9 protein-coding genes are annotated in these 13,335 nt (G+C 54.3%); 7 read left to right on the top strand and 2 right to left on the bottom strand.

The window, feature by feature from the left end; translation table 11 throughout:
• Positions 1–10 precede the first annotated feature (10 nt).
• Both KEHDKFFH_RS14105 and KEHDKFFH_RS14110 read right to left on the bottom strand, forming a co-directional pair.
• Positions 11–2,065, bottom strand: a complete 2,055-nt coding sequence (locus KEHDKFFH_RS14105; protein ID WP_104322489.1) for a putative bifunctional diguanylate cyclase/phosphodiesterase — start codon at positions 2,063–2,065, stop codon at positions 11–13.
• A 2-nt stretch (positions 2,066–2,067) separates the two neighbouring features.
• On the bottom strand, positions 2,068–3,621 hold the full coding sequence (locus tag KEHDKFFH_RS14110; RefSeq protein ID WP_104322490.1) for a methyl-accepting chemotaxis protein: 1,554 nt from the start codon (positions 3,619–3,621) through the stop codon (positions 2,068–2,070).
• Positions 3,622–4,105: 484 nt separating this feature from the next.
• Between KEHDKFFH_RS14110 and KEHDKFFH_RS14115 the strand changes: the two genes are divergently transcribed.
• The 7 genes from KEHDKFFH_RS14115 (at position 4,106) to KEHDKFFH_RS14145 (ending at position 13,329) form a co-directional block, all read left to right on the top strand.
• The gene (locus KEHDKFFH_RS14115) at positions 4,106–6,493 is read left to right on the top strand and encodes an EAL domain-containing protein (RefSeq protein ID WP_104322491.1); all 2,388 of its coding nucleotides are present in this window, start codon (positions 4,106–4,108) and stop codon (positions 6,491–6,493) included.
• 460 nt (positions 6,494–6,953) lie between these two features.
• Complete coding sequence (locus tag KEHDKFFH_RS14120) at positions 6,954–7,682, top strand: UTRA domain-containing protein (RefSeq protein WP_104322492.1); 729 nt, start codon at positions 6,954–6,956, stop codon at positions 7,680–7,682.
• 97 nt (positions 7,683–7,779) lie between these two features.
• Complete coding sequence (locus tag KEHDKFFH_RS14125) at positions 7,780–9,012, top strand: NAD(P)/FAD-dependent oxidoreductase (protein ID WP_104322493.1); 1,233 nt, start codon at positions 7,780–7,782, stop codon at positions 9,010–9,012.
• Between the two features lie 20 nt (positions 9,013–9,032).
• Positions 9,033–10,181 (top strand): 2-aminoethylphosphonate--pyruvate transaminase, encoded by a 1,149-nt coding sequence (locus tag KEHDKFFH_RS14130; RefSeq protein WP_241956519.1) that lies wholly within the window; start codon positions 9,033–9,035, stop codon positions 10,179–10,181.
• Positions 10,182–10,200: 19 nt separating this feature from the next.
• Entirely contained in the window at positions 10,201–11,028 is an 828-nt protein-coding gene (gene phnX / locus KEHDKFFH_RS14135; RefSeq protein WP_104322495.1) for a phosphonoacetaldehyde hydrolase, read from the top strand.
• A 130-nt stretch (positions 11,029–11,158) separates the two neighbouring features.
• Positions 11,159–12,172 carry a putative 2-aminoethylphosphonate ABC transporter substrate-binding protein gene (locus tag KEHDKFFH_RS14140; protein WP_104322496.1) on the top strand — a complete coding sequence of 338 codons (1,014 nt, stop codon included), beginning with the start codon at positions 11,159–11,161 and terminating at the stop codon, positions 12,170–12,172.
• Positions 12,173–12,258: 86 nt separating this feature from the next.
• Positions 12,259–13,329 carry a putative 2-aminoethylphosphonate ABC transporter ATP-binding protein gene (locus KEHDKFFH_RS14145; RefSeq protein ID WP_104322497.1) on the top strand — a complete coding sequence of 357 codons (1,071 nt, stop codon included), beginning with the start codon at positions 12,259–12,261 and terminating at the stop codon, positions 13,327–13,329.
• Positions 13,330–13,335 lie beyond the last annotated feature (6 nt).

Consider the following 13,335-nt stretch of genomic DNA (forward strand, 5'->3'; position numbering starts at 1 on the left):
ATTGCTTTTCTTAAAGTAGGCTCAGGGCCTGGGCGGCTGGCATAGGCCTGGCAAGAAGGTAGCCCTGGCAATAGTCGCAACCCATGCTGCGGAGAGCATTCAGTTGATCCTCAGTTTCAACGCCCTCAGCTACAACGGTAATGCCGAACGCTTTCGCTATCTGAATAACCGACTGAACAAGCGCTGAACCATGAGCTGTCAGTACTTCCTCTATGAAAGAACGATCAATCTTCAACTCGTCAACTTCAAGGTTTCTCAGATAACTTAACGATGAGTATCCGGTTCCAAAATCGTCGATGGCAATTCGAATTCCGTTCTCACGAAGCAGCGCCAGGTTCTCGTAAGCGGTCCGGGAACGCTCCATGATCACGCCTTCCGTAATTTCAAGTTCAATGGCAGAAGGATGTAAATCACGTTTGGTCAGCTCGTTGAGCAAGAAAACCCCGAAACCGGTATCGGCAAAATGATTGGCGGTGATGTTGACGGCAATCGGCAGCACCTTCCTGTTGTTCGCGGCGTTTTCTTGAACGATGTTCAAGAAAACGCCTATCACGTACTTGTCGAGTTCAAAGCCAAGGGAAGACTGCTCGGCAACGGCGACAAACTCATCCGGAAAGACCCGTCCCAGGTCAGAGTCGGTCCAACGCACTAGAGCCTCAAATCCAGAAAGGCGGCTATCCTCGACGGTGTATTTTGGCTGAAGAAAGATTTCGATATTGTCATTTTGCAGTGCATCTTTCAGACGTTGTTCGATGTCTAGACGCCTCTGCATGGCTCTCTGGTGCTCAGGATCAAAAAATGCGACCCCGGTGCCGCGTCGTTTCCCTGCAATCAGAACAGCGGATTCGGCCAATTCAGGCAGATTCTCAACGACTGTTGAATGCTCCGGGAAAATGGCGACGCCAATCCGTCCTTCCAGCTGAAGTCGATGATTATCAATCAAGAATGGTCTGGTCACGTGGGCGAGAAGACCTTCCGCAAAAGAGAGTGGATCCTCAGATTCTCCGAGCTCCACGGCGATGAGAAAATCATCTGCTCCAATTCTTGCGCAGACATTTGGACGGTCGATATGGTGTTTGATCCGTGCCGCCGTCTCAATCAGGACGGCATCTCCCACCTCATAGCCATAGCGCTGGTTAATTAGGCCAAAGCGAGCACAATCCATGTGAAAGAACCCAACACGAGGTTTGTCAGCTACCCAATGCTGACAGGCTTCTACAAAGCTTCGTTTGTTCAGAAAGCCTGTCAGAGGGTCGTGCCGTCGAAAATATCGTGCCTGCCGGAGTGCTTTTTCCTGGTCAGAAATGTCGATACCAAAGCCCTGTAATTCCACTCCGCCGATCGAGGTTTCAACAGCTCGACGGAAAGTCCAGTCAACCAGTGCCCGACCGCCGGAGTTTGAGCGCATGGAAATTTTTACTGAAATTTCTTCGGCCTGATTTTCGCCCGAGAAAAGTGCGGAAAGTATTTCTCGTGCAGCCTCTCCCTGTTCTTCCGTGAAAATCATGATAGGGCGGCCCAGAAGAGCTTCGTCTTTTACGCCCAGCGCCTGCATAAGAGAGGCGTTGGCAAATGTGATTCTCAGGTTACTGTCCAGCCGGCAGATGAACTGCTTCTGACTGTGAAGGATTTCACTGTAACGTTGCTCCGCAATCGCCAGTTGTTGCAGCGCGTCATGATAGGACGTCAAGTCATGGCAGATACCAACGAAGAGCCGCTCGCCGTCCAGGACGGACTCCCCGACCGACAAATGCATTGGAAAGGTTTCGCCCGTTTTTTTCTTTCCTCGCACGTCGCGTCCGACACCAATAATCTGGGCACGCCCCGAATTCAGGTAATTGCTGATGTATTTATCATGGGATGACGAATCGGGTTCTGGCATTAAGATCGAGACATTTTTTCCCAGCATTTCTTCATGGAGATAGCCAAAAAGAGCAGAGGTGGAGTGAGAGCATTCTCTAATCACGCCTTGCTGGTCGATCACGATCACTGCGTCGACTGCGGCGTCCAACAGCGCAGAAATCAGAGTGCGCCGTTCGAATCCCGGCTGGAGATCGTTAGACATCGTTATTTGAACCTCACGACTAACTCATGAAGCTCTCCGGCAATCTTTTCCATCTTCTGGACACTGGCCGTTGATTGCTCACCTTTGTCGAGGTTGTCGGACGCCAGCACGGAAATGTGTTCTACCTGCTCGTTGATTTGATCAGAGACTTGCGCCTGTTCTTCAACAGCTGCCGCCATCTGGCCCGCCATGTCTGCGATCGTACCCACGGACTCGGTTATTTGGTTAAGCGTTTCTTCGGCTTCAAGCATTCGTTCGAGGCCCTCGTCGGCAGCCTCGTTGCCTTGCTCTGCTACCTTCACCGATTCGGAAGACCGCCTTAGTAGCATTTCAATGATGCCGTGAATTTCTCGGGTGGAATCCTGGGTACGTTTTGCCAAACTTCGGACTTCGTCCGCAACGACGGCAAACCCTCTGCCGTGCTCTCCAGCCCTTGCGGCTTCAATCGCGGCATTCAATGCCAACAGATTGGTTTGCTCGGCAATGTCCTCGATGATTTTCGCGGCGCCGGCAATTTTTCCGCTCTCGGCGGACAGCTCACCCACCGATTCGCTGATACCATGAACGGTTGTCTTGAGGTTCTGGATAGATTCGCGGGTTTGCGCCACAACAGCGGTGCCACGGTCAGCAAACTCACTGGCACTTTCAGCTTTCTCTGCCGTTTGCTGAACATTCGCGGAGACTTCTGCGATGGTCTGGGACATCTCATGCACGGCTGCCGCAACCTGCTCGGTCTCTGCCTGTTGCTTGCGGAGGGTTTCCTGCGCCTCGTAGGTGATCTCCAGGCCCTGCATGGCGCCGGCCCGAACACTGCCGGCGGAATCTTCAATTCGCGTAAGCACCGCGTCCAAGTGCGCCTGCTGCGCCTTTACCGCTACCTTTATTCTGCCAAGCTGCAAATCATCGTCTGTGTAACTGCGAGCCGCCAGATCGTCGGTAAAAGTCTTACCCATGAGATCCGTAATTGACTGTATCAGCTGTCGCTTCGAAATATTGACCCAAATTGCATACGCGACCACGCCAACCGCCAAGATGATCTCAGATACCATCTGTTGTCCAACGAGAAATAAAATCAGTGCAGCGATGAATACCGCATTCAAAAACACCGTGCTGGGGGCGAATCGCTTCGAAATGGGATTGCCTGTCCTGCCACTACGAATGTTTGCATAGAGTTTTTCGGCACGCTTTACGTCGTCACGCTCTGGACAAGAGCGCACTGATTCGTACCCGACTACATCACCATTTGACGTGACAGGTGTAACGTAGGCACTTACCCAGTAAAAATCACCGTTTTTACAACGATTTTTCACCAACCCCATCCACGGACGCCCTGCTTTCAGATGGGACCACATGTTTTCGTAGGCTTCAGGCGGCATGTCTGGATGCCGAACGATGTTATGGGGCTGGCCAATCAACTCATCTCGACTGAACCCACTCACGTCAACGAATGCGTCGTTGCAGTGAAGGATCTTACCTCTGAGGTCCGTCGCTGAGATCAATTTCTGGGTTTTCGAGAATGTCTTTTCCGTGTCAGTAACCGGCAGGTTCTTACGCACAGGGCTTTTCCTTAAGTTGTATCGGAACGAGCTTGTATGTAGTTAGTATCGGCACGTATTCGCACAACTCCAATGGTTTTTTGTAACGTATTGAAGTCATTTAGAAAGTAACAGGATGTCAGCAACAAAGTAGGGCAATTTTTATCCTTTCGAAAAATTTAAAAATGACAATTCATTCAGTTAGTTATGTTTTATTATTGAACCAGGAATTAGCATTTCTTGTATTAAAAAAGAGCCTCTTGGGCATCGACCGAAAATACCCTTATAGACTAACGGCTTAGAACGATAACGCAGCGTCTGGCGCTTGAATTGCGTACACTCCGTTTTCTGTTTCGAAATGCGGGTTGCCTCGCTCCCAAAAGCACCTGATCGGACTGACTAGCTCTGGCGTAGTTGTTATATGTCAACTAAACCTACGGAACGTTCTTCGTGAATCGAGTCGGTCGAAAAGGATTTTCATGCTTTACCCTGATGAAGTTTGAGCATGCACGCCAATAATGTTCTGCATGATTTGATCGACCTATTTGAGTTTCGGCATGGCCCATGCCGAGTCTTACTTAATCTTGGCGGTTCGGAGCCAGTTTCTTTCGGTAATCATTTTGAGCCTCCTGCCCAGGAATCTCTGACGATCGATCTCATCAATCGTGCCGGCGCAGCCGTAGGAAGCCTCTTGGTTGAGTGGCCAGATGGAAACGCGCTGACGGAAGGCCGCCGTGATGCAGTAGAGCGTTTAGCCCGACTTGTTCGGGATCATTTGGACATAAAAATTTTAGAAGAGCTCCAAACCAGCCTTCATGACAAGAACGCTCAGATTGCTCTGCTCTCAGAAGTCGCACGCCAAACCAGTAACGGTGTAGTGGTTACTGATCTGGAAGGCCGAATCAACTGGGTCAACGATGGATTTCAGAAAGTCACGGGTTTCAGTCTTGAAGAAGTGACCGGCCGGAAACCCGGATCCTTCCTGCAAGGCAAGCAAACGGACCCTGAAACCGTTGCGCGCATGCGTCAGCGGCTCAGTGAGTACCAGGATTTTGAGGTAGAGCTGATCAATTACCACCGAAGCGGCAGACCCTATTGGGTTCGTATTCACTGTGAGCCACTGAGATTAGGTGGAGATCAAATCTCCGGCTTCATGGCCATTCAGACCGATATTGACGCTGAGAAACGGAGTAAGGAAAAGCTAGAACGCTTTCGGCAAACACTCGACAGCACACTGGACTGTGTATTCATGTTTGATGCGGCAACCCTGAGGTTTTTCTATGTTAATCAAGGCGCCCTTGACCAGCTCGGGTATTCAGAAGCTGAATTGCTGGGAATGCACCCTTACGACATCAAGCCACGTTATGATGAAACCGAGTTCAGAGAGCTGGTTCGGCCGTTGGTCGAGCGAAGAATACCACGATTCAATTTTGAGACTGTTCACAGGCGGGAAAACGGCTCTGATATCCCAGTAGAGGTTTTCCTCCAGTATATAGAACTTGAAGGCGACGAGCCCCGATTCGTTGCCATTGTTCGAGATATCACCGAGCAAAAGAACCAAACTCAAGCCATCGAGCAGTTGGCATACTTCGATCCGTTGACCAAACTGCCTAATCGGCGCCTTATCCGAACAAAACTCGATCATGCAATGGCATCCTGCGCGAGCACTGGACAGTTCGGAGCGGTGCTTTTGTCTGATCTCGACGACTTCAAATCCGTTAACGACACACTCGGGCACAGGTTTGGCGACGATCTCCTCGTGGAGATTGCTGGTCGATTCAAGCGAGTTTTACCGCATTCCGGCGACCTCTCACGATTGGGTGGCGATGAATTCCTGTTTATCTTGAGCGGGCTTGGCGAAACCACTGAGAAAGCAAAAGAGAAGTCCCTGGCGATTGGTCAAGCGCTTTTACAAGCCGCTTCATCACCGACCAAAATCTTGGGAGATACCAAGTCTGTTTCCACGAGCCTCGGGATCGTGCTGTTCGATGGAGACAGCATTCCCGCCAGTGAACTGATGCGCATGGCCGACATTGCCATGTACGATTCAAAAAAGAAGGGCAAGAACTGCCTCAGCGTTTTCGATGATGCCATGCAGAAAAAGCTCATCGATGAGCATGATCTGACGCGTGATTTGATCCTTGCACTGAACCGTACAGAGGAAATTGCTCCGTGGTTTCAGCCCAAAGTAGACCCCGGTGGTCGATGGGTTGGTTTCGAAGCACTCGTCCGTTGGAATCACCCCAAGAGGGGCGTGTTGAATCCAGGGCAGTTTATCGACATTGCAGAAGGTCAGAATCTGATGCCGGCGCTTGGCGAGGCCGTCTTGGTGCACGCCTGCAAATTGATGAGCGCCTGGCGCCGACAGTATCCAATTCAGAATTGGACCCTGGCAGTTAACGTAAGTCAAAGCCAGCTGGCCATGGACGATTTTCCGGCCAAAGTCGAAGAGGTGCTGACCAAAACAAATCTTCCGGCTCACTGCCTTCAGCTGGAGATAACCGAAAGCGTCGTTGCTGAGAATATTGATGGCTGTATCGCGCAAATGAATCGCCTGCGCCGCCTCGGTGTTAGCTTCTCATTAGACGATTTCGGAACCGGCTACTCCTCGCTTTCCTATCTCAGACAGTTGCCCATTGACGAGCTGAAAATTGACAAGAGTTTCGTGGATACATTGCTGCTGTACGAAGAGGGCTACTCCATTGTAAGGGCTATTCTGCAACTGGCTCAAAGCCTGAACCTGTCTGTGGTTGCTGAAGGTATTGAAGAAGAGGCGCAACTCAGGGCTCTCGTAAACCTTGGCTGCAAGCGATATCAAGGATTCTTATTTAGCCGCCCTCAAGCGCCAGAACAAATCAGAGATTGTTTAGCTGCCATGAAAATCGTTAGCTAATCGATTGGCTCTTCTAACGTGCCCTCATACTAATAAACTAAAGTGTTATCTCATCGTCTGAATGTTCGCTTTGCGACCAAAGTCAATTACGGACCTCGGCTAAACAAAAGCGAACATTCGCGTCAGGCTTTCCCGCCGACCCTGAGAATTCCAGGCTAGTCACTGGCCTTTCATTTAGTATGGTTGGCGGAGCAAATTTCAAACGTCAATTAATTCCGTGTTAGAACTCGCGATCACGATGGTGGGCTAAGCTGGTGTTTACCGCCATTGACCTACAGCCAACTTTCTACAGTCCACAACGAATGCTTCCGGACACTTCTAATAGGAAGCTACTGAGCTAGAGACCTCTACCTTCGTAGGCGGGGCGAAGCGGTGGCGCGAAAGTTACCGGGTATTTGTCACAATTTTGTCACGTTTTTGGTCTATTTTGGCCGGTTTGGTTAGGCTAAGGAGCCATAACATGCAGGAGCGGGTCGATGAGGAAAGCGTTTCGCCTCTTTATCTGAGAGTTCGAGATCACTTGGCTGCCCAGATCGCAAAAGGGCTTCTAACGCCGAATACCCGGTTGCCCTCGGAGCGTATTCTCGCGGAGGAGCACGATACTACTCGGGTGACGACCCGCTTGGCGTTGGCTCAGTTAGAAGCGGAAGGCCGGATCTACCGCTCGAACCGGCGAGGCTGGTTTGTGTCTCCGCCAAGACTGATTTACAAACCCACACATGACTACAGCTTCTCGGAGAATGTGACAGCGCAGGGCCGTGTCCCTGCAACCGAGACACTCGATGTGACGTCCACGCAAACTAACAGCTGGTTGGCCACCCGGACTGGCATGGCGGTTGGTGACCCGATTGTCTGGCTTCGGCGCCGCCGGCAGATTGATGGTCGGCCGGTATTGGTCGAGAACATTTACCTGAATCCCAAGCGTCTGCCAGGTATTGAAACCTACAACTTCGACCGCTCCCTTTGGAAGTTGCTGCGGGAGCAGTACGGCGTAGAGTTACGCGGTAAGCAAATCGAAATGTATCCGACGGCGCTGGTGGATCCTCAAGCCAGTGCAATTGGGGTGACGGCGGGTACAGCAGGCCTCTACGTTACCCGTTGCAGTCGGGATGCCGACGGCTGTTTCGTTGAATTTGATGAAGAGTTCTGGTTGCACGATGCGTTGAGCATCCAGGTCGAGGTGAGCTGATCCGCGGCGACCGCGCCGCTGGACTGTCATTAGGCTTTCACGAAATCGTCATAGTTCCTCGTCAAACTGGTCTATACCAGATGAGCGAGGAGCAATTATGCCCACAGTCTATCATCCGGATGTCGTTATCATTGGAGGCGGCATCCTTGGGTGCGCCATAGCGCGATATCTAAGCAAGACGCCTGACCTTGGTGTTGTCGTTGTCGAACGTCATAGGTTGGGTGAGCAAACTACTAGCCACGCAGCCGCTTTGCTGACCCGTGTTCGCACGCACCGTGCGCTCACGGATATGGCGATGGAAACGTTTCGCGTCATCGATGAGCTGGGTGACACCCAGAGCGAGCCGCTGCCTCTGAAAAAAGTAGGTAGCCTGCAGGTATCGGCGAAAGCGGAAGGATGGCGGCAGATCGAGCAAACAGCGCAACGTGCGGCTGAGTCCGGGGTTTGCGCCGAGTTGGTCAGCACCAACGAAGCTATGCAACTGGCCCCCTGGCTTGAGCTGTCATCCGACACCTCTGCACTTTGGGTGCCAGATGACGGCTACATTGATCCCTACACCCTCTGCCTCGCTTATGCAGCTGACGCCAGGCGCAATGGCGCCCGGATTCTTTTGAAACGGACGGTCAGCGAACTCCTGAGAAAAGGTTCGAAGGTCACCGGCGTGCGCCTCGAAAATGGCGAGACGATCTCTGCCGGAACTGTCATTGATGCCGCCGGTCCCTGGAGTACGGCGCTGGCAATGCAGGCGGGAATTCACCTTGGCATGGCGCCGGTTCGCAGTCACTACTGGATATCAGCGCCGCACCCACGCATTACCACGAACGGCCCGATGACCATTCTGCCCGATAGCGGCGCATACGCGCGCCCGGAAGTGGGCGGATTGTTATTCGGGCTGCGAGACCCGCAATCGGTCGTGGCTCATCCAAATGCCTTACCGGACAACCTCCATGGTTTTCGTTTCGATACGGACCCGACGGGCGACCTGGCCCTTGAAAGCGGCTACGAGGCACTTCGCTCACAGCTTCCCGCGCTGGACGAGTTACAACTGGCTCATTACGTCAGCAATGTCTCAAGTTACACGCCGGATGGTTTTGCCCTGCTGGGCCCAATGCCTGGTGTCGAGGGCTTCATTGCCGCCACCGGCTGCTCCGGCGCGGGTATCGGCATGTCCGGTGGTATCGGCCGGTTAGTCGCTGAGCTGGCAACCAATCAGAGTCCCTTCGTAACCCCCGAACCGTTCCGCCCGGATCGCTTCGGGGCCATTGATTCCTATAGCCCCGATTTCATACGCCGCTGCGCCGAGGCTCGCGCTCGCAAGCGCACCGGCTAAATCCGATGGAGATCTCTATGATCCAGAAAGATCCGTATCTGCTCACTCCCGGTCCATTGACCACCAGCCTCTCCGTGAAACAGGCCATGTTGCGCGATTGGGGCTCCTGGGATGGCGACTTCAATGGCCTAACGGCTGAAGTGTGTGAACGGCTGCTTGAGGTGGCTGGCGGCAGGAATAGCCACGTCTGCGTGCCCATGCAGGGCAGCGGCACCTTCGCGGTGGAAGCCACGCTTGGCACGGTAATTCCTCCAACCAGTACAACCCTGGTGTTGATGAACGGTGCCTACGGACAGCGGATCGGCAAGATTCTCGACACGCTGGGGCGCCCGTATCTGGCCATTGATAAGGGGGATTACCATCCGCCGCGCGGCGACGAGGTTGCCGTTGCCTTGCAAGAGCATCCCGAGATTGAACAGGTTGTGGTGGTTCACTGTGAAACCAGCTCCGGCATTCTTAATCCGATCGAAGAGATTGCCGAAGCGTGCCGAAAGGCACGCAAGCGCCTGATCATCGACAGCATGAGCGCATTTGGCGCCTTGCCAATCAATGTGGTCGAGCTGCCCTGTGCGGCCCTCGTGTCGTCAGCCAACAAGTGCTTCGAGGGTGTGCCAGGTTTTGGCTTCGCCATTGTTGAACGGGAATTGCTATCGGCATCAGCCGGCCAGTGCCATAGCTTGTCCCTCGATCTCCATGACCAGTGGAAATACATGGAGAAAACCGGGCAGTGGCGCTACACCCCGCCCACCCATGTGGTGGCCGCCTTTCTCCAGGCCATGCGCGAACACGAAGCCGAGGGCGGTGTGGACGGACGTCTGGCCCGCTACAGCCGCAATCGGGACCGTCTGGTGGCTGGCCTTCGTGATATCGGCTTTCGGACATTGCTGGCGGATGAGTGGCTGTCGCCGATCATCACCACCTTTCTGTCTCCGAACAGCCCGGCATTTGAATTCCGTCGCTTCTATGACGCGATCAAAGCTCGTGGTTTCCTCATCTACCCCGGCAAACTCACCGTTGCGGACAGTTTTCGGGTGGGCTGCATTGGCCAGCTCCACGATGAGCAGATTGACGCCGTTATTACCGCAGTTGCCGAGGCCTGCCAAGAGCTCGGCCTGTCGATACCCGTTGCGGTGCCCGCTCTTGCACCCGACAACCTCGAAACCGTTTGAATTCTGAAGGGAGAACGTTATGCATACCTATACACGTCGTTACAGTGGGCCGCTCCAGGCGGTGATTATGGACCTCGCCGGCACCTGCGTGGACTTTGGATCACTGGCGCCTATTCAGGCGTTTCTGAAGCTGTTTGAAGCAGAAGGCATCGACCTGTCCGAAGCGGAAGCCCGTGAGCCCATGGGTGCCGAAAAGCGCGAACACATCCGTCGCCTGCTGGCGATGCCACGAATCCGTAACCAGTGGCGCAGTAACTTCGGCAGTGAGCCTGAGAGTATTGATATTGATCGACTCTATGACGCCTTCCTGCCGCTGCAGACAGCGGCCATTGCTGAACGCACCAAGTTGGTCCCTGGGGCCCTGGCTCTGCAGGAGCAACTCAGAGAACAGGGCATCAAACTCGGTGTGAATACCGGATACAGCCGCGAAATGGTGAACGTAATGCTGCCAGGGCTGGCTGCGCAGGGCTTTGAGCCGGAAAGCGTCGTTGTGGCAACGGAAGTACCTCAGGGAAGGCCGGCGCCTCATATGAGTTTTAAGAATGCGCTCGAACTAGGAATCACCGCCGTGCAGGGCTGCGTGAAAGTTGACGACACGACTACAGGTATTGAAGAGGGCTTGAACGCCGGCATGTGGACAGTGGCGGTTGTGGCGTCCGGGAATGCGGTAGGGCTCAGCGAGGAGCAGCTTTCCGCCCTTGGCGAGGTTGAACGAGCGGACATTCTAGTCCGCGGGCATCGTGTGATGGCGCAGTCAGCGGCCCACTATGTGATTGACTCCATTATGGATTTGCCGAATGTGCTCGCCGATATTGGACGGCGGTTGCAAGCCGGTGAGCGTCCGTAAGCGACGGCCAAGGAAACGTCACATCGCTGTCACGTCCTTGCAATCAAATAGCTCTAAGGTAGTGGTGATCAAAACTGGTATAGACCAGAAAGAGAGCGCCTCAATCTGACCTCGTAATAAGGAGACTTGCGTGAAACACCTCAAAAAAGCCCTTGCCCTGACCACACTGGCTGTCGCCATGAATGCCAATGCCCAGACCGAACTGACCGTTTACACAGCGGTTGAAGCAGAGGACCTCCAAAAGTACGCCGAGCGTTTCAACGAAGACCATCCGGACATCAAGATCAACTGGGTTCGCGATTCCACCGGCGTTGTCACCGCGCGCCTGCTGGCGGAAAAGCAGAACTCCCAGGCGGATGTGGTCTGGGGGCTGGCAGGCACCAGCCTTCTGCTGCTGAAAAATGAAGGTATGTTGGTTCCCTATGCGCCGGAAGGGCTGGAAAAATTGTCTCCGAAATTTCGCGACCGCGATGAAACACCTTCCTGGGTGGGTATGGATGCGTGGATGGCCGCCATCTGTGTGAACACCATCGAAGCTGAGAAAAACAACCTGCCAATGCCCTCCAGCTGGGATGATCTGACCAAGCCGGTTTACCAGGGCCATGTGGTTATGCCAAACCCGAACTCCTCCGGTACCGGCTTCCTGGATGTCTCTGCGTGGCTTCAGATGATGGGTGACGACAAAGGCTGGGAGTTCATGGACGGGTTGCACCAGAACATCAGCCGCTATACCCACTCCGGTTCCAAGCCCTGCAAGATGGCGGCTTCCGGAGAGACCACCATCGGCGTTTCCTTCGCGTTCCGTGGTGCCCGCCTGAAGGAACAGGGCGCGCCGCTTGAGCTGGTGTTCCCTGAAGAAGGCCTGGGTTGGGAAGTGGAAGCGACTGCAATTGTCGACGGGACGGACAAGATGGAAGCCGCTCAAACGCTGGTTGACTGGTCCATCACCCGCAAGGCCATGGAAATGTACAACGAGGGCTACGCCATCGTGGGCATGCCGGGTGTGGCTCAGCCGGTGAAGTATTTCCCGGAGAACGCGGACGATCTGATCATCGACAATGACTTTGGTTGGGCGGCCGGTAACCGTGAGGCCATCCTAGCTGAATGGGCGCGTCGCTACGACGGCAAATCCGAAGCAAAGTGAGTTGGCGGGTCGGGCGCTAGCCCGTCAAGCCAAGGCGGTGCCCCGTTTTGGGCGCCGCGCCAGATTATTGAAGAGTAGGGGGTACCATGAACCAGAAAACCCAGGGAAGCCGCCTGGAAATCCAGGGCGTCAACAAGCTCTTTGGCGATTTTTGCGCGCTGAAGGATATCAATCTCACCATCGAACCCGGTGAGCTGGTGTGTTTCCTCGGGCCATCCGGATGTGGAAAGACCACCCTGCTTCGCATCATCGCGGGGCTTGAGCACCAGAGTGGAGGGTTGCTCCACCAGGGCGAGACGGACATCTCCCTGAAGCCGCCCAGGGAACGGGATTTTGGCATTGTGTTCCAGTCCTACGCCCTGTTCCCGAACATGACCGTCATCGACAACATTGCCTACGGATTACGCAGTATTGGCATGCCCAAGGCCCAGATTCACAGCCGGGTAGACGAACTACTGGCCCTTGTCGGGCTTGAAGACCAGGCCAGCAAATACCCCGCGCAGTTATCCGGTGGCCAACAGCAACGGGTTGCCCTTGCCCGCGCCCTGGCGCCGTCACCAGGCCTGCTGCTACTCGACGAGCCGCTGTCGGCGCTGGATGCCAAAGTGCGCCAACATCTGCGTGGCGAAATCCGTAGCCTCCAGAAGCAACTGGGTGTCACCACCGTCATGGTCACCCACGACCAGGAAGAAGCCCTGGCGATGGCCGATCGAGTGGTGGTTATGAACAACGGCGTTATCGAACAGGTGGGAACGCCGCTGGACATCTACCAGCAACCCGCGTCGGCGTTTGTTGCTTCCTTCATCGGTGCCATGAACTTTATCGACAGCGCCCCACTTAATGGACAACGGGTAAAGGTCGGGAATCGCGAGCTGGACCTGGTTCGGCCGTTGCCCAGAGCCGAGGGATGTATCCAACTGGCGATCCGGCCAGAGGATGTTCACCTGTTACCCAGTGGCGATGGTGAATGGGAAGGGGAGGTCCAGGCCCTGGATTATCTGGGCGCTTTCATCCGCACCCACATTCGCTTGAGTGATATTGAGCTGGACTTGGTGGTGGATGTGGACCCACGTTCCGCGCGTCGGCTTGATCTTCGCGTTGGCGGCTGCGTCTGCCTCAACCTGCCTTCCGACGCCCTGCATTGCTTCGCCGCATGACGGGCT

This window comes from Marinobacter maroccanus (genome assembly GCF_002933275.1).
Classification (GTDB): Bacteria; Pseudomonadota; Gammaproteobacteria; order Pseudomonadales; family Oleiphilaceae; genus Marinobacter; species Marinobacter maroccanus.

What these genes read in the sequence shown, in the direction of transcription:
- KEHDKFFH_RS14105 (WP_104322489.1), bottom strand. Translation starts at nt 2,065, where the DNA reads ATGTCTAACGATCTCCAGCCGGGATTCGAACGGCGCACTCTGATTTCT.
- KEHDKFFH_RS14115 (WP_104322491.1), top strand. Translation starts at nt 4,106, where the DNA reads ATGCACGCCAATAATGTTCTGCATGATTTGATCGACCTATTTGAGTTT.
- KEHDKFFH_RS14120 (WP_104322492.1), top strand. Translation starts at nt 6,954, where the DNA reads ATGCAGGAGCGGGTCGATGAGGAAAGCGTTTCGCCTCTTTATCTGAGA.
- KEHDKFFH_RS14125 (WP_104322493.1), top strand. Translation starts at nt 7,780, where the DNA reads ATGCCCACAGTCTATCATCCGGATGTCGTTATCATTGGAGGCGGCATC.
- phnX (WP_104322495.1), top strand. Translation starts at nt 10,201, where the DNA reads ATGCATACCTATACACGTCGTTACAGTGGGCCGCTCCAGGCGGTGATT.
- KEHDKFFH_RS14145 (WP_104322497.1), top strand. Translation starts at nt 12,259, where the DNA reads ATGAACCAGAAAACCCAGGGAAGCCGCCTGGAAATCCAGGGCGTCAAC.